This window comes from Cupriavidus sp. C1SS-2L (assembly GCF_057073735.1).
Genome location: NZ_CP172708.1, coordinates 1,492,936 through 1,518,122 on the forward strand (window position 1 = coordinate 1,492,936; position 25,187 = coordinate 1,518,122).

A 25,187-nucleotide genomic window follows, 5' to 3' on the forward strand; every position below is an offset into this window, starting at 1 on the left:
CAGGAAAGCCGAGTGGCTGCTTCCCTCTCGCAATTGGAGAGGGAAGCAGCGCACGGCGAAAAGGGTGGGTCAGGCCACGCGCAGGCTGTCGACGACCTTGCGCAGGAACGCCTCGCAAGCGGCAAGCTGATCGAGCGCGACAAACTCATCCGGCTTGTGCGCCTGCTCGATATCGCCGGGGCCGCATACCACCGCGGGAATCCCCGCGCGCTGGAACAGCCCGGCCTCGGTGCCGTAGGCAACCTTGCTGGTCTCGCGGTCGCCCGTCAGCGCCCGCACCAGTTGCGTGATGGCTTCCTGCTCGGCAGCGTCTAGCGACGGTGCCGCCGCGATTTTGCTGATCACAAGGCCGGCATCGGCGTGTTCGGCGCGCATCTTCGGCAGCAGTACGTCATTGGCATACGACTGGATCCGCGCGAACAGCGCTTCGGGATCCACGCCGGGCAGGTTGCGGAACTCGAATACGAATTCGCACAGCGCCGGAATGGTATTCAGCGCGATGCCGCCCTGGATCGTGCCGGTCTGCGCGGTGGTGTAAGGCACGTCGAAGGCCTTGTCGTACGGGCCGTTGGCCTTGAACTCGTCGGCAATGTCGCGGATGAAGCAAATCAGCCGCGCCGCGTATTCGATCGCGTTGACACCGCGGGGCGTCAGCGACGAATGTGCGGCATGACCCTTGACGCAGCACCGGTACGCGTTGATGCCCTTGTGTGCGACGATCACGCGCATGCTGGTGGGCTCGCCCACGATGCAGCCGGCCGGGCGCACGCCGCGCTCACGGAGTTCGGCAAGCAGGTAGGGCGCGCCCATGCAGCCGATCTCCTCGTCGAACGACAGCGCATAGTGCACGGGCTCGCGCAGCTTCGCGTCGAGCAGCGTCGGCAGCAGCGCCAGGCTGGTGCCGATAAAGCCCTTCATGTCACACGTACCGCGGCCATAGAGCTTGCCGTCGCGCACCACCGGCTTGAACGGGTCCGTGGTCCAGTTCTGGCCGTCCACGGGCACCACGTCGGTGTGGCCCGACAGCACGATGCCGCCATTGGTGTCGCCGCTGGCGGCCGGCACCGTGACGAACAGGTTGGCCTTGTCTTGCTGGGGGTTGTAGCTCAGATGGGGTCGCAAGCCCTTCGCGAGGAAGTGGTCGCGTACGGACTCGATCAGCCCCAGGTTGGAATGGCGGCTCGTGGTGTCGTACGCCACCAGGCGCTGCGTCCATTCGATCGCGCTGCCGCGCGGCGCATTGGCTTCAGTGGCTGAAGACTGGCGTTGAGTATCGGCTTGCATGGGGCAGGGGGCTCTGAACGACGGGTGAAGTAGCTGATGCTACACCCGTCCCGGCCCCTCGGGTAAGACGCCCTGCAGCAAATTCCCTATGCCAGCTGGCGCAGCGTCTGCTTGATGGTCTGCGCACGCACGGCCACGTCGGGCATCTTGGCTTCAATACGCAGCTTGTCCTGCCCCGCGAGCTTGATATGCCGGTTCTTCTGCACGAGCTCGATGATCCGCAGCGCATCGATCGGCGGATTCGGCACGAACTGCACGCTGATCGACGCCTCGCCCGCATCGATCTTGCGCACGCCGAGCGGTGCCGCGGCGATGCGCAGCCGATGGGTTTCCACCAGCGCCTGCGCCTGGTCCGGCATGCGGCCGAAGCGGTCGATCAGCTCTTCCTGGATGTCGTCGACGCGCTCCGGGGTTTCACAGTTCGCGAGCCGCTTGTACAGCGACAGGCGTTCGTGCACGTCGGCGCAATAGTCGTTGGGCAGCAGCGCGGGCGTGCCGAGATTGATCTCGGTGGTCGCCGCGAGCGGCGCCATCAGGTCCGGCTCCTTGCCGGCCTTGAGCGCCTTGACCGCTGCGTTCAGCATGTCGGTGTAGAGCTGGAAGCCGATCTCGTGGATTTCGCCGGACTGCTTGTCGCCAAGCACCTCGCCGGCGCCGCGGATTTCCAGGTCGTGCATCGCCAGGTAGAAGCCCGAACCCAGTTCTTCCATCTGCTGGATGGCCTCGAGCCGGCGCCCCGCCTGCTTGGTAAGGCCATCCACATCATGCACGAGCAAGTACGCATAGGCCTGATGGTGCGAGCGGCCGACGCGGCCACGCAACTGGTGAAGCTGCGCGAGACCGAATTTGTCGGCGCGATGGATCAGGATGGTGTTGGCGGTTGGCACGTCGATGCCGGTCTCGATGATCGTCGTGCACAGCAGGATGTTGTCGCGCCGCGAGACGAAGTCGCGCATCACGCGTTCCAGCTCGCGTTCGTGCATCTGGCCGTGGGCCACGGCAATGCGCGCTTCAGGCACCAGTTCGGCCAGCTTCGCGCGCTTGTTCTCGATGGTCTCGACTTCGTTGTGCAGGAAATACACCTGTCCGCCGCGCTTGAGCTCGCGCAGGATGGCTTCGCGGATCACGCCGTCTTCCTCGCGCCGCACGAAGGTCTTGATGGCCAGGCGTTTTTGCGGCGCTGTGGCAATCACGGAAAAATCGCGCAGGCCTTCGAGCGCCATGCCAAGTGTTCGCGGAATCGGCGTGGCCGTGAGCGTCAGCACGTCGACCTCGGCGCGCAGCGTTTTCAGCGCTTCCTTCTGGCGTACGCCAAAGCGGTGCTCCTCGTCGATGATGACGAGGCCGAGGCGCTGGAACTTCACTTCATCCGAGAGCAGCTTGTGCGTGCCGATCACGATATCGACCGTGCCCTCGTTGATCTGCTTCACCGCCGCGTCGATTTCCTTCTTCGTCTTGAAGCGCGACAGCTCGACGATGCGCACCGGCCATTCGGCGAAGCGGTCCGACAGCGTCTGGAAATGCTGCTCGGCGAGTAGCGTGGTCGGCGCCAGCATGGCAACCTGCTTGCCGCCGAGCACGGCGACGAACGCCGCGCGCAAGGCGACTTCGGTCTTGCCGAAGCCGACGTCGCCGCACACCAGCCGGTCCATGGGCTTGCCCGAGGTCATGTCGGCGATGACGGCAGCGATCGCCGCGGCCTGATCGGGCGTTTCCTCGAAGCCGAAGCTTTCGGCGAAGGTCTCGTAGTCCTTGGGGGAGAGTGGGAACGCAAAGCCTTCGCGCGCGGCGCGCCGTGCGTACAGGTTCAGCAGTTCGGCCGCCGTATCGCGGATCTGCTGCGCAGCCCTGCGCTTGGCTTTGTCCCACTGGCCCGAGCCGAGGTGATGCAGCGGTGCGGTGTCCGGATCAGCGCCCGAATAGCGCGAGATCACGTGGAGCTGATGCACCGGCACGTACAGCTTGCTGCCCTTGTCGTATTCGAGATGCAGGAATTCCTCGTCCCCCTGGCCCATGTCGAGCGACACCAGGCCGTGGTAGCGGCCAATGCCGTGGTCGCTGTGCACCACCGGGTCGCCGATCTTCAGCTCGGCCAGGTCGCGCACCATCGAATCGACGGCGGTGGCCTGTTCCTGTTTGCGGCGGCCCGCGCGGCGCGCGGTGCCGGCGTAGAGTTCGGCTTCCGTGACGAAGGCGAATTTCGCGGACGGCAGCATGAAGCCGCTGTGCAGGGGCGCCACGGCGATGCTGAAGTGCGACTCGCCAGCCAGGAACGCGGCAAAGTCGTCCACGGGTTGCGGGCGCAGGCCGCTTTCGGCGAACAGCTGCAGCAGGGTCTCGCGGCGGCCGGCGGTATCGGCGCACATCAGTACGCGCGTGGCCTTGTCCAGCAGCAGGGATTCCAGGTTCACGAGCGGATCTTCGGCGCGACGGTTCACCGAGACATCGGGAACGCTCGCCGCAAACGCGGGTTGGCCGTCCGCCGCCGGTTCGCTTTGCAGTACCAGCCGCGCGAGCGGCTTGGCCGCAATGAAGAACTGCTCCTCGGACAGGAACAGTTGCGGCGGCGGCAGCAGCGGGCGCTCGCGGTCATGCCGCATGAAGTCGTAGCGCTGCGTGGTATCCGTCCAGAAGCGGCGGATGGCTTCGTCCACCTTGCCGACGAAGGCAAGCTGGGTATCGGCCGGCAGAAAGTCGAACAGCGTCGCGCTGGACTCGAAGAACAACGGCAGGTAGTACTCGATCCCGGCCGAAGGAACACCGTTGCCGATGTCCTTGTAGATGGGCGACTTGCTAGGGTCGCCTTCGAAGACTTCGCGCCAGCGGCCGCGGAATGCCGTGCGGGCGGCTTCATCAAGCGGAAACTCGCGGCCCGGCAGCAGCCGGACTTCCTTGACCGGGTACAGGCTGCGTTGCGTGTCGGGATCAAAGGCGCGGATGGTTTCGATCTCGTCGCCGAAGAGATCGATGCGGTACGGCAGCGCCGAACCCATCGGGTACAGGTCGATCAGGCCGCCGCGCACGCTGTATTCGCCCGGACGCATCACGGCGCTGACGTGCTCGTAGCCTGCCAGCGTGAACTGCGCCTTGAGCGCGGCTTCGTCCAGCCGTTCCCCCTGCTTGAAGAAGAACGTATAGGCGGCCAGGAATGACGGCGGCGCTAGCCGGTAGAGCGCTGTAGAGGCCGGCACGAGCATCACGTCGCACTGGCCGGTCTGGATGTCGTGCAGCGTCGCGAGACGTTCCGACACCAGGTCCTGGTGGGGAGAAAAGCTATCGTAGGGCAGCGTTTCCCAGTCCGGCAGCAGGCGCACGCGCGTTTCGGGCGCGAACCACGGGATTTCATCGGCGAGCCGCTGGGCGTCGACGGCGTTGGCGCAGACCACGGCCAGCATCGGCACGCGCTCCCTGTGCTGGCGCGCGTAGGCGGCAATGGCGAGTGCGTCGGCGGAGCCGGGCAGGCCCGCCATGCTATGGCGCAGCCCGGACTTGACCAGGGGCAGGTTGGCGAACGGGAAGGCGGGTGCGGCGTCAGGCATCGGGCAGCGGTCGGAATCAACGACAACGAACGACAACGCCCCGCCGGCAGCGCGGGCGGGGGTGCGTGCGCCGCTTGCCGGATTGGCAAGGCGGCATGGCGGCAAACAAGGGCCGTATTATAGAATGCGCTCCGGCCACGGCGCAGGCCATCGCCGTGACGTTTTCAACGCATTTTCCATTTCATCCCGACCCTGTGTCCGACCGCCGCTTCGCCTTGATTCCCTGTGCCGGTACCGGCAGCCGCGCGGGTGGCTCCGTGCCCAAGCAATACCAGCCCGTCGCGGGCCGGCCCATGATCTGGTACGCGCTGGCAGCGTTTTCGGCCTGTGACGCGATCAGTGCCACCGCGCTGGTGCTGGCGCCCGACGACATGCCGCTGGAGTCGCGCTTCGGCGCCGATATCTTTGCCGGCTTGCGCTTCGATACCGCTTTTGTCGGCGGCGACACGCGCCACGCGTCGGTGCTCGCCGGCCTACATCACCTGGCGCAGCTCGGCGCTACCGACACTGACTGGGTGCTGGTGCACGATGCGGCACGACCGGGCCTGACGCCCGCGATGATCCATAACCTGGTGCGCGCCGTCGAAAGCGATAACGACGATGATCCCGATGCGGCAATCGGCGGCATCCTGGCCGTGCCCGTCCCCGATACGCTGAAGCGTGCCGATGCCGGCGAGCGCATCGGCACCACAGTGCCGCGCGACGGACTGTGGCAGGCCCAGACCCCGCAGATGTTTCGCGTCGGCGTATTGCGCCAGGCCTTGCAGGACGCCCTGGCCGCGGGCGCGGTGGTGACCGACGAAGCCAGCGCGATCGAACGGCTGGGCCTGCATCCGCGGCTCGTCAACGGTTCGCTGCGCAATTTCAAAGTGACATATCCGGAAGACTTCGCGCTGGCCGAAGTGCTGCTCGGCACCGGGCCGGCCAGGTCTGCCGATTCAGGAGCCTGATCAATGATGCCTTTTGATATCCGCGTGGGGCAGGGCTATGACGTCCACGCACTTGTGCCCGGCCGCAAGCTGATCCTCGGCGGCGTGCATATTCCAAACGACCGCGGCCTGCTCGGGCATTCCGATGCCGATGCGCTGCTCCATGCCATTACGGACGCGCTGTTCGGCGCGGCAGGGCTTGGCGACATCGGGCGCCATTTCCCGGACACGGATGCACAGTTTGCCGGTGCCGACAGCCGCGTGCTGCTGCGTGAGGCCGCGCGCCGCGTGCGCGAGGCCGGCTACGAAATCGGCAATGTCGATGCGTCGGTGATCGCGCAGCAGCCCAAGCTGGCACCGCATATTCCGGGCATGGTTGCGAATATTGCCGATGACCTGGGCCTGCCCGCCACGCGTTGCAACGTCAAGGCCAAGACCAACGAAAAGCTTGGCTTCGAAGGACGGCAGGAAGGTATCGTGGCGCAGGCCGCGGTCCTGATCTGGCGCGGCGCAATCGCGGACGCGCAGGACTGAGCGCGGCCCGGATCCCTGGCCGAAGCGGAAGCGAAAGCGCTTACGCCTTGGCCGGTGCAGGCGCGCTCTCTGGCGTGATGGCGTAGCTGTAGTCGATCAGCCTTGCCATGGCGCCCGTTCGGGCGCCAGCCTCCGTGCGCTTGGCAAAGCCCATCTGCTGGCACAGGCGATTGGCGGACGCCATTTCAGGCATGGTCCGCACCAGCAGCGTCGGCGAGCCGATATCGCGCGCACGCTGGATGCAGATCTGCATCAGCGTATGGCCAAGCCCCAGGCCGCGTGCTTGCGGGCTGACGGAAAGCAGCCGGGCTTCCGGCTGGGTCAGCGTAATCGTGCTGCCATCCAGCGCCGGCAGTGTCGCGCCGGGGTGGCAGAACAGAACGGCGCCGGCAATGCCATGTTCGGTCTCGGCCACCCACCATTCCATATCAGGATGGCTGGTAGCCAGCACCGCCTGCATGCCGCGCTGGAAGGACGCCCGGCAATCCTCCATGATTTCCAGTTCGTACTGCGAATACGCCTGCTGTGTGACAGCGGCGATGTCGCCCCAATCCTGGACAGTGGCGAGGCGGTAGTGGAAGCGCGGCGACGTTGGCGAAGGCAGGATGCTCATGGTGCAGGGGACGGGTAACTGAAGTGCGTGTCTTGTCTGGATTGTAGGCCGTTCACTGCACGAGTGGTGCCTTCGGCCGTTGTCGGGGCCGCACATGCAAACAGCCGGCACTTCCCGCTGGGAAGCTGCCGGCTGTTGTTGAGCCGCGCTGGCACCGAAAGAGCGCTTTACTGGGCGGCAATCACGTTGGCGGCCGCGGCGATGACGGCGGCAATGCGGCCGACGTCACGCAGTTGCTGCGACGTCATGCCCTGCTCGTTCTTGAGCAGCTGGTAGTGCGATTTCACGCAGAAATGGCACTTGCCGACAATGGAAGCGGCCAGCGCGTACATTTCGAAGCGGCGCTTGTCCACGCCGCCATGGGTGGCGTAGGCGTTCATGCGCAGGCCGGCTGGCTGGTTGGCCAGGTCCGGATCGTCCGCCATCTCGATATACGGATACCACACATTGTTCATGCCCATCAGCGCGGCGGCGGTCAGCGCGCCATTGACTTCCTCGGCCGACAGCACATTGGCGTTGCGGATCGCATCCACGAGCACCTTGGACTGCGCTGCGAAGGCGGCCGCCAGGGCCACGCCGACGGCGTCATTGCCTTCCAGCGAGGAGCGCGCAATGGTGCCGTCTACGTTCAGGCGGATGTCCTTGGCGTAGTCCGGGATGAGATTCTTAATCGTGCTGAGGAATTCCATTTAATTCTCCTATCGATCAGGGCTCAAAAAACCCGCTTCTGCGGGTTTGGGGCGGAGGGGCAGGGCCCTCCGCGAGTCGCCGTAGTTACCGGCAACCTTGCAGCAATTACAGCGTTGCGCCGCCAACGGCACGGTTGCACGGGCACAGTTCGTCCGTTTGCAGACCGTCCAGAATACGCAGCACTTCGTCCGGGTTGCGGCCGACGTTCAGGTTGTTCACCGAAACGTGCTGGATCACATTGTGCGGGTCGACGACGAAGGTCGCGCGCAGAGCCACGCCAGCGGCCTGGTCACGCACGCCCAACTGGTCGATCAGCGAACCGGTCACGTCGGCAAATTGCCACTGGTTCAGCTTGTTCAGATCCTTGTGCTCGCGGCGCCATGCCAGCTTCACGAATTCGTTGTCGGTCGAGCCGCCCAGAACGATGGCGTCACGGTCAGCGAAATCGCCGTTCAGCTTGGCGAATGCCACGATTTCGGTCGGGCATACGAACGTGAAGTCCTTCGGGTAGAAGTAGATGATCTTCCACTTGCCTTCGAACGACTTTTCGGTGATGTCTTCGAAAGCCGACTGGCCGTTTTCCTCATGGTTGTTGAAACCCGGCTTGACACCAACGACGTGGAAGGCTTCGAGCTTGTCACCAACGGTCTTCATAGACTTCTCCTGATACGGTTGAAGAGAGAGTTTGTGCAAATGCGGGCAATGTCGGCACTGACTGGAGCCAGCGCTTTGGTGCGCCGCGACAAGGGGAGATTATGCGTCAGGACGCACTGCAGGGCTAATTGAAATTCTCAAACAGCCCGATAGGCGGCGCGGCATGGCGCTCTGGATCGTCGCGCATGGGAGTTTGCGCAAGCGGGAAGTATGCCACGACCGGCCGCACAAGGCCGGTGTGGCAGGGACGGCAGGTGGCCGCTCAGGCAGGACGCAGCGCGGGCTGGCCGCGACGTGCGCGGAAAATGATCAGGGTGGCGATCAGGCCGCAGGCGGCGGCGAACATCAGCCACAGGCCAGGGGCCGCCTTGTTACCGGTGGTGTGGATCAGGTAGGTCGCGATTGCCGGCGTGAATCCGCCGAACAGCGCCGTAGCCAGGCTATAGGCCAGCGAGAAACCCGCGGTACGCACCGCCGGCGGCATGACTTCGGTTAGCGTGACTACCATCGCGCCGTTATAGCTGCCGTACAGGAACGACAGCCAGAGTTCGACCATCAGCAGGCGCGAGAACGACGGCTCGGCCACCAGCCACGAGACGGCGGGATAGGCGGTCAGCAGCGTGGCCAGCGTGAAGAACACCAGCAGCGGCTTGCGACCGATGCGGTCGGACACCGCGCCCATCAGCGGCAGCCAGATGAAGTTCGACAGGCCCACACACATGGTGACGATCAGGTTGTCCACGTCATCGAGCTTGAGCACCGTTTTGCCGAAGGTCGGGGTGTATGCGGTGATCATGTAGAACGATACCGTCGTCATCACGACCATCATGCAGCCCGCAATGATGATGCGCCAGTTCTCGGCCATCGAGCGGTAGATCTCGCGCATGGTCGGGCGATGCTTGCGGGTCTTGAATTCCTCGGTTTCTTCGAGCGAGCGGCGGATCAGGAACAGGAACGGCACGATCAGGCACCCGATCAGGAACGGCACGCGCCAGCCCCAGTCATCCATTTGCTGCGGTGCAAGCGTCGCATGCAGGATCACGCCAAGCAGGCCGGCGAAGATCACCGCGACTTGCTGGCTGGCAGACTGCCAGGCTACGTAAAAGCCTTTCTTGCCAGGTTTGGCGATCTCCGACAGGTAGACCGAGACGCCGCCCAGTTCCACGCCCGCAGAGAAGCCCTGCAACAGGCGGCCGGCCAGCACGAGCAGCGGTGCCGCCACGCCGATCGAGGCATAGCCGGGCACGCATGCGATCAGCAGCGTGCCGGCGGCCATCAGCGCGAGCGTGACGATCAGCCCCTTGCGGCGGCCGTGATGGTCGATGTACGCGCCCAGCACGATGGCGCCCAGCGGACGCATCAGGAAGCCGGCGCCAAACGTCGCCAGCGACAGCATCAGCGACGCAAATTCGTCGCCGCTCGGGAAGAAAGTCCTGGCAATGGCGGCGGCGTAGAAGCCGTACACCATGAAGTCGTACATTTCCAGGAAATTGCCACTGACGACGCGGAAGACGGTCTTGAATCCGTGCTGCGCTTGCGGTTGGCCGGCGGTTTGGGAGGTGTCTGACATGGCTGTCTCTCTCGGACGTCGCCGGTGGGTCCCGGCGAATGATTGTTCGGTGAGCCAGCCAGGCGTTGGGGAGGAGACAGCAGGCGTCGCCGTGGCTGGGAGGATGCATATGCATCGGCCCTGCTGACCGGCGCCAGTGTGCGCCGCGACGCTGTCATTGCCCTGTCAAAGACCTTACAGATCCCTATCAGTAGCTGTCGAAAACCTGTCAGTCGCCGGGATGTGCGCCGGCAATGTGCGGCGGGCGCCGTTTTCGTCAGGCGCGGCGGAAACAGGCGCTGACGACAAGGCCGGAGTGGGGCGCCGAGCGGTTCGACAGCACCAGCCGGCCGCCGTTGCGCTGCAGGATGCGGTTGACGATCGACATGCCCAGCCCCGCGCCCTTGGCTTCGCTGCGCGCGCTGTCGAGCCGATAGAACGGCCGGGTCAGCAACGAAAGCTGGGCGTCCGGCACGCCCTTGCCGTTGTCGGCCACGGTGAGCACGGCGTCCTTGTCGTCGAGCTTCGTGGTGATCTCGACCTCGGCAATGCCGGTGTCGTCGTTCTTGGCATAGCGGCGCGCGTTTTCGACCAGGTTGTCGAGAATGCGTTGGACTTCCATGCGGTTGGCCACGGCCATGACCGGCTCGTTGGCGCGGACCTGCACGCGCACGTCGTCATGTGCGGCATAGACTCCCACGGCATCCTGGACGAGCGCCGACAGGTCCACCGGCTCGACCATTTCGAGCGGCGGCCGCGCGTAGTTCAGGAACTGGCCGATGATGGCATCCATCTGCTCGATGTCGGTGATCATCGCTTCACGCGTGGCATTGTCGGCCGGCGACATCTCGGTTTCCAGCCGCAGGCGCGTAAGCGGCGTGCGCAGGTCATGCGAGATGCCGGCCAGCATCACCGCCCGGTCGTCATCGAGCTGGCGCAGGTCACGCACCATCTGGTTGAAGCTGTGGTTGGCCAGCGCGACTTCGCTGGCGCCATGCTCGGGCAGTGGCGGCGGATCGCCGCCCGCGCCAATCTCGCGCGCCGCAGTGGCCAGCCGCTTGAGCGGGTAGTTGACGCGTGCGGTAATGAACGCGGCGCCGATGATTGACAGCAGCAACGCCGCGATACTCCACCACAGCCACTGGATGCCTGACACGCGCTCGAAACGCTCCGGGCTGATCGCGACCCAGTAATCGTCACCCTCGATCTCGAAGCTGACCCATACGCCGGGAATATCGTTGACGGTGGTGGCCAGCACCGTGTCCTCGCCAAGCCGGCTGCGGATTTCCTGCTGCACAAGCTGGGTCAGGAACGGGTTGGCGGTCGGCGCGGCAAAATCGTCGTCCTTCTCGCGCGGATAAACCTTGATGCCTTCGTTCTGGACCAGGTCGAGCAGCAGGAACCGGCGCCGTGCCGGGTCCGAATAGAGCAGGGCCGCGCGCGTCAGCTTGACCACGCTGACCACCTGCATGGCGATCTGCTGCGCCCGCGGGGCGCGTTCGAACAGCCGGTAGCTCTGAAACCAGATGCCCAGAGAAATAGCCAGCAGAAGCGCGATCAGCATGAAGGTTCGCCAGAACAGCGAACCAAAGAAACGCGTGGCCGTACGGCCGAGGGCGGTCGCCACGATGTTGAGCGGCCGACCGGGTTACTTCACGCCATCGGGAATGAACACGTAGCCCAGACCCCAGACTGTCTGGATAAAGCGCGGGTTGCTCGGATCGGGCTCGATCAGCTTGCGCAGGCGGGAAATCTGCACGTCCAGGCTGCGGTCGAATACTTCGTATTCGCGGCCGCGCGCCATCTCCATGAGCTTTTCGCGCGACAGCGGCTGGCGCGGGTGGCGGGCAAAAACCTTGAGTACGGAGAATTCGCCCGTGGTCAGGGTGATTTCCTCGTCGTTCTTGGTCAGTGTACGCGTGGCCAGGTTGAGCACGAAATCGCCAAATGCGAACGTTTCCGGCGTTTCCGACGGTGCGCCGGGCACCTCGGCCGGCCCCTTGCGGCGCAGCACGGCGTGGATGCGGGCAATCAGCTCACGCGGGTTGAACGGCTTGGGCAGGTAGTCATCGGCACCCATTTCGAGGCCTACGATACGGTCGACGTCCTCGCCCTTGGCGGTCAGCATGATGATGGGTGTCTGGTCGTTGGCGCCGCGCAGGCGCCGGCAGATGGACAGGCCATCCTCGCCGGGCATCATCAGGTCAAGCACGAGCAGGTCGAAGCGCTCGCGCAGCCAGAGCTTGTTCATGGCAGTGGCATTTTCGGCCACCAGTACCGTAAAACCCTGTTCGCCCAGATAGCGGCGCAGCAGATCGCGCAGGCGCGGGTCGTCGTCCACGACGAGAATCTTGTGGCTGGTATTTTCCATGGCGGTATCTTAGCGACTATCGCTTTCGCTCAAAATGGCTTAACAAAACGTTACATACTTTACCCTGTGGCATTGCGGCATGCACGAACCCTGCCATTACACTGCCGCATACCGTCTTTCGCGCACTATGTCGCACTACTCCATTATCCGGTTGGCCTGGATATTGCCACCGGATTATCTGCGGTCCGCCGCATATTGCATTGCGGCGATCGCGCGGACGGGTACCGATTTTCCGGCTTCATGCAGTCCAGGCGGCTGCAAGTTCGAGGCCAACAACGCCATTATCAATGAAAGTGAACCGTAACCGGCATGGGCAGACCTTGCACGGCGCCTTTGGCGTCTGTGTGGCGCTCGCCGGTGCGGCGCTGTGGCTGTGCGCGGCGCCACGGCCGGCCGTGGCCCAGTCGGCCGGCATGGCCAACCTGCTGCACGGGCACGAGCGTCCCTCCACCCACGCCAGCGAAGCTGCCTCCAGCCAGCGGGAGGCACGCGCTCGGGCCGAACGGCACCGCGCCGAACAGCGCGAGGCCGAGCGCGCCGGCCATCAGGGGCGATCAGGCTCCAGCTTGTCGCCCGACGAGCGCCGCAAGCTGCGGCAGAACCTTTACGACCTCGGACGCGAGATGTACCGGGGCGGCTGAGGCTGCCGGCTGCCTGCCATCAGCCTTGCGCCTGGAAGTGCCGCAGGAAATCCACGAACACTTCGGCCGCCAGCTGCGCGTCTTCTGCGGTAATGCTTTCCAACGGGTTGTGGCTGATACCGCCATTTCCACAACGTACGAACAGCATGGCCACGTCGGTGATGCGCTGCATCATCATCGCGTCGTGCCCCGCGCCCGACGGCAGTTCGAATGCGGCCAGGCCGCGCTTGCGCAGAACGGCACTGAACTGGTCCATCAGCCAGCGCGCGCAAGGCGCGTTGAAGACCGGCTTGACCCGGTCGACCTGGGCCGACAAGCCGCGGCGCGCCGCGATCTGCTGGATGCCGGCAACGATGTCGGCGATCGCGGCTTCGCGGATATCGTCCTCGCCGGCGCGGATGTCCATCGAAAAGGTGCACGCGGCGGGAATGACGTTGCTCGACCCGTCGGGTACCTGCAGCTGGCCCGCGGTACCCACGAGGGCTGGCACCGCGCTGCATCGCGATTCCACCAGCAGGATCATCTCCGCGGCGCCGGCGGCGGCATCCCGGCGCATGCCCATTGGCGTAGTGCCGGCATGGCTGGCCTGTCCCTCGATACGCACCTGGAAGCGGCTACTGCCGGCGATCTGCGTGACCACGCCGAGCGGCAGATCCTTGTTCAGCAGCACTGGTCCCTGCTCGATATGGACTTCGACGAAGCCAAGCAGCGTGGCGGGATCCACAGCGGCGGCCTGCAGTGCCGCAAGCTCGCCATTGCCCGGCAGGCTGGACGCCGCGAGCGCTTCGGCCAGCGTCACGCCATCGGCATCGGTGCGCGTCAGCAAAGCCGCGTCGAAACGGCCCGCGAGCACGCTGCTGGCCAGGAAGCTGGTCTTGAAGCGCAGGCCTTCCTCTTCGGCGAAGCCGACGATATCGAGGTGATAGGGCAGGCGGATGCCTGCGGTATGGAGCGCGCCGACCACGGCGATCGGGAGCAGGATGCCGAGACGGCCGTCATAACGCCCGCCATTGCGCACGGTGTCGAAGTGGGAACCGGTCATCAGCACTCGCGCATCGGGGCCGGCGGCGGCATCCGCCTCATACCTTCCGATCACGTTGCCGATGGCGTCGATGCGCACCTGCATGCCCGCTTGCTCCATCCATTGCGCCAGCAGGGCTTGCGCGGAGCGGTGCGCGGGCGTGAGGAACGCACAGGTCAGGCCGCCTTCCATGTCGGAGAACCGGGCAAGCGCTTCGGCGCGGTCAATGATGCTCTGTCCGAGCGGATGGGGATTCTGGGTCATGGCTTGGCGAACGGCGTGGTGCAGGGCGGGAATGACTTTGGGGGCTAGCTGTTGCGCACCCAGGTCTTCCAGGCGATCCAGAGCTTGCGCAGCGGCGTGAGCGCAATGCGCTGGTTCAGCACCTGGAAGTCGCTGCGCTCGATCTCGTCGAGCAGCGCGTGGTAGATGGCGCCCATCAGCAGGCCTGCGCGCTGGGCGCGGCGATCTTGGCGCGGCAGCAGGTCCAGCGCCTCGCGGTACAGCGCGCGGGCGCGCCCAGCGTGGTACTGCATCAGCGCGACAAAGCGCTCGGAATGCTTGCCCTGGAGGATTTCCGACGCGGGCACCTGGAAGCGCTGCAATGTATCGACAGGCAGATATATACGGCCGCGGCGCGCGTCCTCGCCGACATCGCGCAGGATATTGACGAGTTGCAGCGACAGCCCGAGCTTCTCGGCGAATACCAGCGTGTGGGGATCCGAATAGCCGAACAGCCGCGCGCTCAGTGTGCCGACCACGCCGGCCACGCAGTGGCAATAGCGGTTCAGGCCGATCTCGTCGAGATACCGGCTCTGGGTCAGGTCCATCTCCATGCCGTCGAGTACTTCCGACATTTCGGCATGCGGCAGTCCGGCGGCCTTCACGTGCGGGCGCAGCGCCTGCGTGACGGGGTGGGTCGGCTCACCTTCAAACAGGTGACGCAGCTCACCGCGCCACCAGTCCAGTTGCTGGTGGGCCAGGGCGGGGTCGTGGGCGTCGTCGACCACATCGTCGACTTCGCGGCACCAGGCATAAAGCGCCGTGATCGCGCGGCGGCGTTCGGCGGGCAGGAACAGGAAGCTGTAGTAGAAACTGGAGCCGCTCTGGGCGACTTTCTCTTGGCAATACTGATCGGGCGTCACGCCGGTCTCGGTCTGGTGAGGTAGGGTGGGTGCGGGCGGCGTCAGAGCCTGGCGGCGGCGGGATTGTAGCATTGAGCCATAGCAGTTTCCGGTGCTGTTTGAGCTCACACCCAGACAGCGCCGGCCGCCATTTCGTACCGTTCCGCGGTCTAGAAGGAAGCTTCGGTCTTCATTCTGGCAGTTTCGTTACCCGCCGTTTGACGCACCTGAAGGGCGTCGCTATATTGCTGACCGGCCAGTTATTAATTCCGGTGCGCACGAATGCTGTTCTGATTGTGCGTAGTAAGCCTCTGAACGGGCCGCATCAGCTTTCCCACGTTGTTCGATTCGCTGCTTATCCATGCCAGTGCATTGCCAAGTGCCGGAAGTTGCGGCCGTTCGTCCCGAGATATCCTCCGATTCCCTGTCGCGTCGGCGGCTTGTCCGTGTTGGCGCCGCCGTGCTCGCGGCAGCGGTCGTGGCGCTGGCGGGGTGTAGCAAGACTAGCGAGCCCGCGCCTGAAGTGCGGCCCGTCCGCTTGCTGCAGCTGAGCCAGCACACTGGCAAGACGACGTTCGAGTTTTCTGGCGACGTGCGGCCACGCGTGGAGTCGCGGCTGGGCTTCCGTGTGGGCGGCAAGATTGCAGCGCGCCTGGTTGACGTGGGTGCGGTCGTACGCAAGGGCCAGCCGCTGGCGCGCCTCGATCCGACTGACCTGTCGCTGGCCGAGGCGAGCTCGCGCGCCCAGTTCGATGCGGCACGCACGGACCGCGATCTGGCGGCCTCCGATCTCAAGCGCTACAACGACCTGTTCGCGAAGGGCTTCATCAGCGCTGCCGAGCAGCATCGGCGGCAGGCCACGTTCGATGCCGCCGCATCGCGCCTCAAGCAGGCCGAGGCAGGCCTGCGCAGCCAGGCCAACCAGACTGCCTATGCCGTGTTGCTGGCTGATGCCGATGGCGTGGTCACGGCGGTGGATGCGGAGGTCGGACAAGTCGTTACCCCCGGGCAGGCGGTGATCCGCGTGGCGCAGTCGGCGGAGAAGGAAGTCGCCATCGGGCTGCCCGAAGACCAGGTCGACCAGTTGCGCGGTATTACCGATGTGACGGTGCGCACCTGGGCAGATCCGGGCCGCGCGTTGCCCGCGCGCGTACGCGAGATTGCCGCCGCAGCCGATCCCGTGACGCGTACCTATGCCACACGTGTGTCGGTGCCGAATCCGCCGGCAGATATCAAGCTCGGCATGACTGCCGTCGTGACCTTCGTGCGCACGGGCGCCGTGCCGGCGGTACGCGTGCCGCTGACCGCGCTGCTGCAGGAGCAGGGCCGCAACCAGGTCTGGGTCTATGACGCGGCGGCCGGCACGGTGAAGCCGGTCCAGGTGACGCTGGGTGATCCGGTCGGCAACGAGATCGAAATACGCCAGGGCCTGGCGCCCGGCCAGACCATTGTCACGGCCGGCGTGCATCTGCTCAAGCCGGGGCAGAGGGTCAGGCCGATGCAGGCGGTCGTGCCGGCATCGGCGCCGTCCGCCCCATCCCCGGCGCCGACGGCCGCCTCCGTCCCCCAGCAGGGCTGAGGGCAAGGCATGGATCATTCTCGTTTCAACCTGTCGCGCTGGGCGCTGGAACACCAGCCGCTGACGCGCTACCTGCTGGTGGTGTTGCTGCTGGCGGGCCTGATGGCGTTCTTCCGGCTCGGGCAGGACGAGGACCCGCCGTTTACTTTCCGCGTGATGGTGGTGCAGGCGTTCTGGCCCGGCGCCACCGCCGAGCAGATCGCGGTACAGGTGACGGACAAGATCGAGCGGCAATTGCAGGAAGTGCCGTATGCCGACAAGATCCGCAGCTTTTCCAAGCCGGGCGAAACCACGGTCATCTTCCAGCTCAAGGACACGTCGCCGGCGAAGGACACTGCGCAGATCTGGTACACGGTGCGCAAGAAGATCAGCGATATCGCGCAGACGCTGCCGGCCGGCGTGCGCGGCCCGTACTTCAATGACGAGTTCGGCGACGTGTACGGCACCATCTATGCGCTGTCGGCCGACGGCTTCAACTACAAGGAACTGCGCGAGTATGCCGACCTGGTACGCCAGGAACTGCTGCGTGTGCCGGCCGTGGCCAAGGTGTCGCTGCTGGGCCTGCAGGACGAGAAGATCTACATCGAGTTCAACCAGACGCGCTTCGCGCAGCTAGGGCTCGACATCAACGCCATTGCCGACCAGATCACGCAGCAGAACAACCTGAATGGCAGCGGCGTGCTAGTCACGCCGACCGATAACCTGCAAGTGCGTGTGACGGGGCAATTCGCCAGCGTTTCAGACCTTGAGAGCCTGGTGCTGCGCGGTCCAAACGGCATTGCGAATATCCGTCTGGGCGACATTGCGCACGTGTATCGCGGCTACGTCGATCCGCCGCAGAGCACCATGCGGTACAACGGCAAGAACGTGGTCGGGCTCGGCATTTCGATGGCCAAGGGCGGTGACATCATCGAGCTCGGCAAGAACCTGCGGGGCGCATTCGACCGCCTGCGCGGGCAATTGCCGGTCGGCATCGAGCTGGAGCAGGTGCAGGACCAACCGCAAGCGGTCAAGCGCTCGGTCGGCGAATTCGTGCATGTGCTGATCGAAGCCGTGGTGATCGTGTTGGGCGTCAGCTTCGTCTCGCTGGGCCTGCACACGCGGCCGCTGCGCCTCGATGTGCGCCCGGGACTCGTGGTGGCGCTGACGATTCCGCTGGTGCTCGCGGTGACGTTCCTGTTCATGAACATCTTCGGCATCGGCCTGCACAAGATATCGCTCGGCGCGCTGATCGTGGCGCTGGGGCTGCTCGTCGACGACGCCATCATTGCCGTGGAGATGATGGTGCGCAAGCTGGAGGAGGGGCTTTCGAAGATGGAGGCCGCCACCTACGCGTATACCTCCACGGCCATGCCGATGCTGACCGGCACGCTGATCACGGCCGCGGGCTTCCTGCCGGTGGGCCTCGCGAAATCCACGGTCGGCGAGTACACCTTCGCCATCTTCGCCGTGACCGCGCTGGCGCTGGTGCTGTCGTGGTTGGCTGCGGTCTACTTCACGCCATACCTGGGCTACCTGCTGCTGAAATCGCGCGCGGGGGGTGGCGAGCACCATGAGGTGTTCGTTACGCCGTTCTATGCCAGCTTCCGACGTCTGGTCGACTGGTGCGTGACCTGGCGCAAGACGGTTATCGTCATCACATTGGTGACGTTTGCACTGGGCATCTATGCGTTCAAGTTCGTCGAGAAGCAGTTCTTCCCGGACTCGAGCCGGCCCGAACTGATGGTCGAGTTGTGGATGCCGGAAGGCACCAGCTTTGCGCAGATGGAGGGCGAAGCCAGGCGCTTCGAGGCCGCCATGCAGCAGGATCGCGACGTGCAGAGCCTGACCACGTTCGTCGGCACCGGCGCGCCACGCTTCTACCTGCCGCTGGACCAGATCTTTCCGCAGAGCAACGTGGCGCAGGTGATCGTGCTACCGGTCAGCACCGAGGCGCGCGATGCATTGCGCCAGCGCGTGATCGCGGTGCTCAATACGCAGTTCCCGCAGTTGCGCGGGCGCGTCAAGTTGTTGCCCAACGGGCCTCCCGTGGCCTATCCCGTACAGTTCCGCGTGATCGGCCCAGATGCTGCTGGCGTGCGCCAGCTCGCGGATCAGGTCAAGGCCCTGATGCGCGCAAATCCGAACACGGTTGGCGTCAACGACAACTGGAACGAGAGCGTCAAGGTGCTGCGCCTGGAGATCGACCAGGACAAGGCGCGCGCGCTCGGCGTCACCACAAGTTCCATCGCGCGTGTCACGCAGACCGTGCTGACCGGCATTCCCGTGGGCCAATACCGCGATGGCGACAAGCTGATCGACATCATGATGCGCACGCCGCGCAACGAACGCGACACCATGTCGGATCTGGGCAATATCCAGGTGCCCACCAACACTGGCCGCGTGGTGCCCCTGACGCAGGTGGCGCGGCTGTCGCTGCGCTCCGAGCCGGGCGTGATCTGGCGCGAGAACCGCGACTTCGGCGTGACCGTACAGGCTGATGTGGTGGATGGCATCCAGGGGCCGACCGTCACCGCGCAGATCGACCCGCTGCTTAACAGGCTGCGCCAGCAATTGCCGCCGGGCTATCGCATTACCGTGGCAGGGGCAGAGGAAGAAAGCGGCAAGGCGGGGGCGTCTATCGCAGCGCAGTTGCCGCTGTGCATCTTCCTGATCTTCACGCTGCTCATGCTCCAGCTGCACAGCTTCTCGCGCGCGCTGATGGTGTTCCTGACCGGGCCGCTGGGCCTGATTGGCGCGGCCGCCACGCTGCTGTTGCTGCGCGCGCCGATGGGCTTCGTCGCGCAGCTTGGCATCACGGCGCTGCTCGGCATGATCATCCGTAACTCGGTGATCCTGGTGGACCAGATCGAACAGGACATCAAGGCCGGCGTGCCGGCGTGGAATGCCATCGTCGAGGCAGCGGTGCGCCGCTGCCGCCCGATCATCCTGACCGCAGCGGCGGCGGTGCTGGCCATGATTCCGCTGTCACGCTCGCTGTTCTGGGGCCCGATGGCCGTGGCCATTATGGGCGGGCTGATCATCGCCACCGTGCTGACGCTGCTGTTCCTGCCGGCACTGTATGCGGCATGGTTCCGCGTGCGTAAGCCTGGAATGGGGGCAGGGCCGGTGACTTCCTGACTGCGACAGGCAAACCGACCCATCCACGCCCATCCGCATGGCGATGGGCGCATGTGCGGCGATGACCGCCGTAAGGCCAGCTAGTAGCAGAGCGTCCCCGGGACGGGCTTGCCGGAATTCGTCATCCCCTGGCAAGCATCGCCAATTACCAGCGACGTGTCGCTGGCCATGGCAGGGCTCAGCCTCAGTTTGCCCGCTACCGTGCAGCAACCTCGAGGTGCTGGCGGTGGTGGTGGAGGCGGTACTGCTGCGGTGGCTGTTGCTGCCGCTGCCGGGGCAACAGCCGCAGGCGCAGCAGCGGGCGTGGCAGCAGGCGATGCCCTGGTGGCTTGCGCAGGCTTGGGCGCGGGCGAGTCCGCCTGCTCATCCCCATCAGGCGAAACGCATTGCCCCTGCTGGCAAATCCGTTCCCCTTTGCATTGCATGTCGTACTGGCAACCAGCAGCCTTGACCGTCGATGACCATGCAAGCGCCATCGAAGCTGCCAACAGCAGGACAGGTAATTTCATATCCCCTCCGTTCGGGGGCTGAGGCACCGCAGAAAGCTCCCCCGCATTGCGACGTTGATGCGCGCATGCCGGAGGCGTCCCACAACTTCAGCATAGATCGCGGACTCCCATCGCGAAAGGCAAGTCACATGAGGGCTTGCACTATGTCGCCAGCGCGGGGCTGGATTCCCCCCGAGGCTTGCGCTACAATCCGCTGCTTCGTTGCAGAGCGCGCACAAGCGCGGCGGCAGCCGTTACAGGAAGGCGGGCAGTTCCAGCCGCCTTTTTTGCTTTCGCGCCATCGCTGCAACGAGCATCGCGGCCCCGTCCGGGGCTCGCAAGGACCGCGAGGGTGGCGAAATTGGTAGACGCACCAGGTTTAGGTCCTGACGCCAGCAATGGTGTAGGGGTTCGAGTCCCCTCCCTCGCACCAATCTCCTATACATTCCCTAATCGATCCCTCACTCATGTGGCGAAAGGTTGACTTTTAAGTCGGCCGTCCAGAACGCCGCCTTTCCCGACGCCTCCGCTTGCCGGCTTAGAATGGTCCTGAGCGAGCGCCACCGGCGCCAGGCAAAAGGACATTGCCCATGTGCTATTCCTCCCAGATCCAGGCAGAGTTCCGCAGGTTCGAGCGCGAATACGGGGCGTCGATCAGCATCGAACGTTTCGTGGAATTGTTCTGGCACCAGCGACGGACTGGCGGCTGGCAAAGAATTCCCAGGGCGCTGCGCAAGGCGTTTGCCGAATCGGCAGATTCGAACGCTGCGATCGTGCGTGATGGCGACAGGGAGCAGGCGAACCGTTTCGAGGCCGAAATCTTCCAGCAACGCAGCCGGCTTGCCGAGGCTGAGCGGACACTGGCCACCCGGCCGACCAAGAAGGCCGAGGCCGACCGTCGCATCGCGACCGACAAGATTGCCAGGGCTCAGCAGAACCTGGGCGACCTGCAGCATTCCGGGCTGGGTGACCAGGACCGTCGTGTCTTTCCCGGCTACTACGCGCCGGTGATCATCTCGCAGGGCGGGCGCAGGGTGGTGGTCCCGATGCGCTACCAGTGCCGCCTGCCCGGCTGGACCGAGGTGGACGAGCGCAAGCGGCCCGGGACTTACAATGCGCGGCGCGACAACCTGGAGCGCGCGTGGCGCGCGCTGTTCGGGCATCGCCACGGGGTGATGGTGATCACCGCCTTCTATGAGCATGTGCCACGCCATAAGGCCGAGCGCCGCGCTCTGCTGCCTGGCGAGGCCGAGGAAAGGTTGATCCTGGCCTTTCAGCCGCGCCCGCCACAGGACATGCTGGTGGCGTGCCTGTGGTCGGTAAGCCCGGGCGGGGAAGGGGAGCAAGACCTGTACTCGTTCGCCGCCATTACCGACGAACCGCCGCCCGAAGTGGCGGCTGCCGGCCACGACCGCTGCATCATTCCGATTCGTCCCGAGCATCTGGATGCCTGGCTCAACCCCGAAGCCACCGACCTGGCCGCCATGCGAGCCATCCTGGACGATCGCGAGCCACTGTATTTCGACTGCAAGCTGGCCGCCTGAGCGTGTCCGTGGCCGCGTAGCGCAGGCGCAATAGCGCGGCCGAACCGTTAGTATGGGGGGATTGTTCCAGACACGTACGCCAACCCCATGATTTCGCACGCAGCGTTCCTGCAAGCGCCACGGCGCTGGCGCTTGCTATTCTGGCCTTGCCTGATCGCGGTGCTGGTGCTGGCGCTGTTGCCGCCCACTCAGCCACTCCCGACCACCGGGTGGGACAAGGCCAACCACGTGCTCGCTTTCCTGGTTCTGGGGTGGCTCGGCAGGCGGGCTTATGCGCGCCAGCGTACGTGGGTGGTGCTGGCTCTGGTCGGATATGGCGTCCTGATCGAACTGCTACAGGGAATGACGTCGTATCGCGACGCGGATCCGATGGATGTGCTGGCCGATTCCATCGGATTGCTGGCTGCCATGGCGCTGGACTGGCTGTTTTCCCGAGCCGGCGGGCAGCGTGCCCGGGCTTCGCGCAGTTAGTCTTCCTGGGCTTCGAGCACGAAGTGGGCGCCGTTGTCCTGCGCCAGCAGTTCCTTGAGCACCGGCATGGCTTGCTGCAGCGATTCCTTGAGGCGCCACGGCGGGTTGACGATGAACATTCCGCTACCGTGCAGCCCAAGCCCGCCGGCAACGGGGTGCTTGACCGTCAGGCTGACATGCAGCCAGCTCTTGAGCGGCAGGTTCTTGAGTTGCACCGGCAACTGCACGGATTCCCGACGCTGCACTTGCGGGTACCAGATGGCATAGACGCCAGTGGCAAAGCGCTGCAACCCATCCTGAAGCGTCTGCAGTGTGCGCGCGTAGTCCTGCTTGTCTTCATAGGACGGGTCGATCAGCACCAGCGCGCGGCGCGGCGCGGGCGGCAGGATGGCCTTGATGCCGCCGAAGCCGTCGCCGTCATAGAGCATGACTTTTCGGCCGGCTCCGCGGAAGTTGTCGCGTAGCACCTGGATTTCGGTGCTGTGCAGTTCGAACAGGCGCAGGCGATCCTGGTCGCGGAGCATCTGCCAGGCCAGCCACGGCGAGCCCGGGTAGTGGCGCAGCTGCCCGTCCGTATTCAGTGCGCGCACCTGGTCCAGGTACTCGTCGAGCATCGGTCCGAGCGCGGTGCCGCTGGCAGCGGCACGCCAGAGCGGACCGATGCCGGTCTCGAACTCCGACTTCTTCTGCGCGTAGGCGTGATCCAGCGCGTAGAGGCCGGCGCCCGCGTGCGTGTCGATGTACCAGAACGGCTTGTCCTTTTGGGTCAGGTGCTCGAGCAGCTGCACGACGACGGCGTGCTTGAGGACATCGGCATGGTTGCCGGCATGGAAGGCGTGGCGATAGGACAGCATGGCGGATCAGCGCGGGGCGGCGGCCGGTGCGGCCGGGCCGGATTGCAGGACGGGGCGCTATGCTACCATCCGCCGCCAGTCGCCCCCTGACTCGCGTTCCCGTTTCCTGCCCATCCATGTCGCGCGCACTCGAGCCCGCCGAGCCTATTCTGTCTGCCGAAGGCACTCCTTATTCTCCACGCTACGACGACGTCTACCACAGCACGGAAGGCGGCCTGGCGCAGGCGCATTACGTATTCCTGGGTGGCAATGGATTGCCGCAAGCCTGGGCGGGGCGCGATCAGTTCGTGATCGTCGAGACCGGATTCGGGCAAGGGCTGAACTTCCTGGCGACGTGGCAGGCGTGGCGTAACGATCCGCAGCGCTGTCGCCGCCTGCACTTCGTCTCGATCGAAAAACATCCGTTCACGCGCGAGGGACTGGCGCAACTGCATGCCGGGCTTGCGGATATGTTGCCGCTCGCGCAGCAACTGCAAGCGGCCTGGCCGGATGCGCTGCCCGGCCTGCATCGGCTCGCGTTCGAGGATGGCGGAGTGACGCTGACACTGGCCCTCGGAGATATCGAGGCAGTGCTGCCCAAGCTGGTGGCCGGCGCGGATGCGTTCTACCTCGATGGCTTTTCTCCGTCGCGCAATGCGGACATGTGGTCGCCGTTGGTGTTTCGCGGCCTTGCGCGGCTCGCACGGCCGGGAGCCACGCTGGCGACCTATACGGCGGCGGGCTTCGTGCGCCGGGGTCTGCGGGAGGCGGGTTTCGACGCGCGCAAGGCGCCGGGCTTCGGTGGCAAGCGGGACATGACGGTTGCGACGTTTTGCCCGGTATGGAAGTCGCGGCGGCATGCGCCGACTCCTGCGCCGGAATGGAAGGTGCGACACGCTATCGTGATTGGAGCTGGGCTTGCGGGCTGTGCCGTGACGGAACGCCTGGCCTCGCGTGGCTGGCAGGTGACGTTGTTCGACGTACATGACGGCCCGGCGCGGCAAACGTCGTCCCATCGTGCGGCTGCGATGCATGCGCATATCTCGTCCGACGACAGCCTGCTGTCCCGGCTGTCGCGCGCTGGCAACCAATACGCGCTGCGTGCCTGGGCCGCGCTTGCTGGTGCGGGTCAACCGGTGGGGTGGCATGGCTGCGGCGTGCTGCAGATCGGCGAGAACGAAGCAGAAGCCGAGGCGCAGCGCGCTGCGCTCGAAGCACTCGGTCTGCCGGAGTCCTTCGTGCGCTGGATGTCGCCGGGGGAGGCGGCATCGCAACACGGCGCCGGCGTGCCGCGCGGAGGGCTGTGGTTTCCGCAGGGCGGCTGGGTTGCGCCGCCCGATATCTGCAGTGCTCAGTTGCGCCGCGCGGGCGATGCCGTGCAGTCGAGGTTTGGTACGCGAGTGGAGCGCATTCGCCGCCGCGACGACGAATGGGAAGCCATCGACGAAGATGGTGCCGTCCTGGCTTCGGCGCCCATTCTTGTGCTGGCCAACGCTCACGAAGCGCCGCGGCTCGCGCCGATGCGGCACCAGGTGATGCGACGCGTGCGCGGCCAGCTCACCACGCTCGCGCCTGGGCAAGTGACAGCGCTCGGATCGTGGCCGGATTGCGTGGTGACCGGTGCGGGATACCTGCTGCCGGTGTCGGAAGATGGCAGCGCGCGGGTGGGTTCGAGCTATGAAGCCGACGATGGACCGCTGGTCGCGCGAACCGAAGTCCATGCGGCAAACCTTGATCGCCTGGCGGGGCTGTTGCCGCAGGCTGCTGCAGCTGCCGGCAATCTCGATGCCGCGGCGATGAACGGATATGTCGGCGTGCGCACAGTGTCACACAACCGCTTGCCGCTGATTGGCCAGATGCCGGACGAGGCAGCGGCGATAGCGGCGGCTCCGTCACTGCGCGGAGCGCACTTGCGCGACATTCCGAGGGTGCCAGGGCTTTACGCAGCGCTTGCCTACGCGTCACGCGGCCTCACATGGGCCGCATTGGGCGCGGAGTTGCTGGCAAGCCAAATCGAAGGCGACCCACTGCCGCTCGAAGCCGATCTGGTAGACGCCATCGACCCGGCGCGTCTGCTGCTGCGTGCACTGCGTCATGGGCAGGTTGGCCGCGAAGAAGGGCATTCCAGCGGACTATCAGGGTAAAAACTGCCGGAACCGGACGCAAACCGTGCGATAATGCTCGTTTTCCGTTTGCGCGGAGC

Annotated in this window: 20 protein-coding genes and 1 tRNA gene; 9 read left to right on the forward strand and 12 right to left on the reverse strand. The window is 65.3% G+C overall.

What is annotated here, in order from left to right:
- Positions 1-69: 69 nt before the first annotated feature.
- Together argE and mfd are read right to left on the reverse strand one after the other, a co-directional pair.
- The gene (gene argE, locus ACIGJG_RS07045) at positions 70-1,284 is read right to left on the reverse strand and encodes an acetylornithine deacetylase (RefSeq protein ID WP_140952199.1); all 1,215 of its coding nucleotides are present in this window, start codon (positions 1,282-1,284) and stop codon (positions 70-72) included.
- 86 nt (positions 1,285-1,370) lie between these two features.
- Positions 1,371-4,823, reverse strand: coding sequence for a transcription-repair coupling factor (mfd, locus tag ACIGJG_RS07050; protein ID WP_483672939.1), 3,453 nt, complete (start codon positions 4,821-4,823; stop codon positions 1,371-1,373).
- A gap of 95 nt (positions 4,824-4,918) precedes the next feature.
- Here mfd and ispD point away from each other — a divergent pair, with 95 nt between their 5' ends.
- Positions 4,919-5,773 (forward strand): 2-C-methyl-D-erythritol 4-phosphate cytidylyltransferase, encoded by an 855-nt coding sequence (gene ispD, locus ACIGJG_RS07055; RefSeq protein WP_041679569.1) that lies wholly within the window; start codon positions 4,919-4,921, stop codon positions 5,771-5,773.
- Positions 5,774-5,776: 3 nt separating this feature from the next.
- Entirely contained in the window at positions 5,777-6,286 is a 510-nt protein-coding gene (gene ispF, locus ACIGJG_RS07060) for a 2-C-methyl-D-erythritol 2,4-cyclodiphosphate synthase (protein ID WP_483672940.1), read from the forward strand.
- Between the two features lie 40 nt (positions 6,287-6,326).
- On the opposite strand, the gene ACIGJG_RS07065 is transcribed toward ispF, so the two are convergent.
- The 6 genes from ACIGJG_RS07065 to ompR form a co-directional block, all read right to left on the reverse strand.
- Positions 6,327-6,899 carry a GNAT family N-acetyltransferase gene (locus ACIGJG_RS07065; protein ID WP_041679570.1) on the reverse strand — a complete coding sequence of 191 codons (573 nt, stop codon included), beginning with the start codon at positions 6,897-6,899 and terminating at the stop codon, positions 6,327-6,329.
- A 167-nt stretch (positions 6,900-7,066) separates the two neighbouring features.
- A complete protein-coding gene (locus ACIGJG_RS07070; RefSeq protein WP_011297534.1) occupies positions 7,067-7,588 on the reverse strand; it encodes a carboxymuconolactone decarboxylase family protein in 522 nt (173 codons plus the stop codon).
- Between the two features lie 106 nt (positions 7,589-7,694).
- Positions 7,695-8,243 (reverse strand): peroxiredoxin, encoded by a 549-nt coding sequence (locus ACIGJG_RS07075; protein ID WP_011297535.1) that lies wholly within the window; start codon positions 8,241-8,243, stop codon positions 7,695-7,697.
- A gap of 262 nt (positions 8,244-8,505) precedes the next feature.
- Positions 8,506-9,813 carry an MFS transporter gene (gene tcuC, locus ACIGJG_RS07080; protein ID WP_011297536.1) on the reverse strand — a complete coding sequence of 436 codons (1,308 nt, stop codon included), beginning with the start codon at positions 9,811-9,813 and terminating at the stop codon, positions 8,506-8,508.
- A gap of 256 nt (positions 9,814-10,069) precedes the next feature.
- On the reverse strand, positions 10,070-11,419 hold the full coding sequence (locus ACIGJG_RS07085) for an ATP-binding protein (RefSeq protein WP_011297537.1): 1,350 nt from the start codon (positions 11,417-11,419) through the stop codon (positions 10,070-10,072).
- 21 nt (positions 11,420-11,440) lie between these two features.
- A complete protein-coding gene (ompR, locus tag ACIGJG_RS07090; protein WP_010810107.1) occupies positions 11,441-12,163 on the reverse strand; it encodes an osmolarity response regulator transcription factor OmpR in 723 nt (240 codons plus the stop codon).
- A 287-nt stretch (positions 12,164-12,450) separates the two neighbouring features.
- On the opposite strand from ompR, the gene ACIGJG_RS07095 reads away from it, so the two are divergent.
- Positions 12,451-12,804 carry a hypothetical protein gene (locus tag ACIGJG_RS07095; protein ID WP_011297538.1) on the forward strand — a complete coding sequence of 118 codons (354 nt, stop codon included), beginning with the start codon at positions 12,451-12,453 and terminating at the stop codon, positions 12,802-12,804.
- Between the two features lie 19 nt (positions 12,805-12,823).
- On the opposite strand, the gene ACIGJG_RS07100 is transcribed toward ACIGJG_RS07095, so the two are convergent.
- On the reverse strand, positions 12,824-14,089 hold the full coding sequence (locus ACIGJG_RS07100) for a Zn-dependent hydrolase (protein ID WP_220631519.1): 1,266 nt from the start codon (positions 14,087-14,089) through the stop codon (positions 12,824-12,826).
- A 44-nt stretch (positions 14,090-14,133) separates the two neighbouring features.
- Positions 14,134-14,970 (reverse strand): presqualene diphosphate synthase HpnD, encoded by an 837-nt coding sequence (gene hpnD / locus ACIGJG_RS07105; protein WP_041679571.1) that lies wholly within the window; start codon positions 14,968-14,970, stop codon positions 14,134-14,136.
- A 340-nt stretch (positions 14,971-15,310) separates the two neighbouring features.
- On the opposite strand from hpnD, the gene ACIGJG_RS07110 reads away from it, so the two are divergent.
- Both ACIGJG_RS07110 and ACIGJG_RS07115 read left to right on the forward strand, forming a co-directional pair.
- On the forward strand, positions 15,311-16,528 hold the full coding sequence (locus ACIGJG_RS07110) for an efflux RND transporter periplasmic adaptor subunit (protein ID WP_011297541.1): 1,218 nt from the start codon (positions 15,311-15,313) through the stop codon (positions 16,526-16,528).
- A gap of 9 nt (positions 16,529-16,537) precedes the next feature.
- Entirely contained in the window at positions 16,538-19,648 is a 3,111-nt protein-coding gene (locus ACIGJG_RS07115) for an efflux RND transporter permease subunit (protein ID WP_483672943.1), read from the forward strand.
- A gap of 80 nt (positions 19,649-19,728) precedes the next feature.
- On the opposite strand, the gene ACIGJG_RS07120 is transcribed toward ACIGJG_RS07115, so the two are convergent.
- Entirely contained in the window at positions 19,729-20,157 is a 429-nt protein-coding gene (locus tag ACIGJG_RS07120; RefSeq protein ID WP_084791902.1) for a hypothetical protein, read from the reverse strand.
- A 325-nt stretch (positions 20,158-20,482) separates the two neighbouring features.
- Here ACIGJG_RS07120 and ACIGJG_RS07125 point away from each other — a divergent pair.
- From ACIGJG_RS07125 to ACIGJG_RS07135, 3 genes are all read left to right on the forward strand, one after another.
- Positions 20,483-20,569 (forward strand) — tRNA-Leu (locus ACIGJG_RS07125).
- 157 nt (positions 20,570-20,726) lie between these two features.
- Positions 20,727-21,680: an SOS response-associated peptidase family protein gene (locus tag ACIGJG_RS07130; protein ID WP_011297544.1), complete on the forward strand. Its 954-nt coding sequence runs from the start codon at positions 20,727-20,729 to the stop codon at positions 21,678-21,680.
- An 87-nt stretch (positions 21,681-21,767) separates the two neighbouring features.
- On the forward strand, positions 21,768-22,151 hold the full coding sequence (locus ACIGJG_RS07135) for a VanZ family protein (RefSeq protein ID WP_011297545.1): 384 nt from the start codon (positions 21,768-21,770) through the stop codon (positions 22,149-22,151).
- Here ACIGJG_RS07135 and ACIGJG_RS07140 read toward each other — a convergent pair.
- Positions 22,148-23,005: a 23S rRNA (adenine(2030)-N(6))-methyltransferase RlmJ gene (locus tag ACIGJG_RS07140; RefSeq protein ID WP_011297546.1), complete on the reverse strand. Its 858-nt coding sequence runs from the start codon at positions 23,003-23,005 to the stop codon at positions 22,148-22,150. The two genes, ACIGJG_RS07135 and ACIGJG_RS07140, sit on opposite strands and share 4 nt — an antisense overlap.
- 116 nt (positions 23,006-23,121) lie before the next feature.
- Between ACIGJG_RS07140 and mnmC the strand changes: the two genes are divergently transcribed.
- The gene (gene mnmC, locus ACIGJG_RS07145) at positions 23,122-25,128 is read left to right on the forward strand and encodes a bifunctional tRNA (5-methylaminomethyl-2-thiouridine)(34)-methyltransferase MnmC2/FAD-dependent 5-carboxymethylaminomethyl-2-thiouridine(34) oxidoreductase MnmC1 (protein ID WP_140952215.1); all 2,007 of its coding nucleotides are present in this window, start codon (positions 23,122-23,124) and stop codon (positions 25,126-25,128) included.
- Positions 25,129-25,187: the final 59 nt, after the last annotated feature.